This is a genomic window from Mycobacterium sp. (assembly GCF_008709575.1).
Classification (GTDB): Bacteria; Actinomycetota; Actinomycetes; order Mycobacteriales; family Mycobacteriaceae; genus Mycobacterium.
This window is the reverse complement of record NZ_VYIK01000294.1, coordinates 1-737: the sequence shown is the minus strand read 5'-3', so window position 1 is coordinate 737 and position 737 is coordinate 1. Positions and strand designations below refer to the sequence as shown.

Below are 737 nucleotides of genomic sequence, written 5' to 3'. Positions count from 1 at the left end.
GGCCAGCAACCGGCTCCGAGCAACCCCGCCAGGCCATGTGAAAAATCGAGGTTAGCACCAGCGGGGCGGCGCGGATCATCTCGCGCGGCGACAGGCCCTGTAGCTCCCACAGCGCATTACGGATCTCCGTCAGACACCTCACCCGTCGAGACAGATCCTGATCGAGCAGTTCGCACTGCAATCTCAGCACCCAGATCAACAGCTCGGCAGTAGCCGCCGACTCATCCGCCGAATCCGGTGACCGCACCAGCCGCTGCTCGAGGCGATGCCGCAGATCATCCAGCTGGCACCTCGATGCAGTCTGCGGCAGCTCGGAAAGCGGCAACCCAAGATGGTCGGCGGCCGCGGCAACTGCTGCCTCGGCAGGCTCAACCATGGTCAGATCTTCCGCGCTGGAGGCCATGGCTACCCGCGAGACCATCACCACTCCTCTCCCCAACCCAACTTCGGTCAACCGTATGTTATGGTCATACCATTGGGCCAAAAGTATAACGCACTGTTACGCAGGTCACAACAGAATCGCAAAAGAGCAGGTTGGGAGGTGTGCGTGCACGCTGTGGTGATGCGTGAGTTCGGCAGCCCCGCGGTGTTGCGTCCGGAAGAATTTCCCGACCCGCCCGCACGTCCGGGTTGGGTGACCGTGGCGCTGCGCGCCAGCGCGCTCAACTGGCATGATGTCCTGGTTCGCCAGGGCCGCTACAGCCGGACAAGTAGATAGCCTTCAGGCCGGCGCGCAC

The 737-nt window shown here is 63.1% G+C and carries 1 protein-coding gene and 1 pseudogene; one reads left to right on the top strand and one right to left on the bottom strand.

From position 1 onward, the window contains the following. Nucleotides 1-454: hypothetical protein (locus tag F6Q13_RS18545; protein WP_293059655.1), on the bottom strand; the 454-nt coding region annotated here is incomplete at its 3' end. A 93-nt stretch (nt 455-547) separates the two neighbouring features. Between F6Q13_RS18545 and F6Q13_RS18540 the strand changes: the two are divergent. Beyond that, a pseudogene (locus F6Q13_RS18540) lies at nt 548-703 on the top strand (oxidoreductase); the annotation flags it as partial. Nucleotides 704-737: the final 34 nt, after the last annotated feature.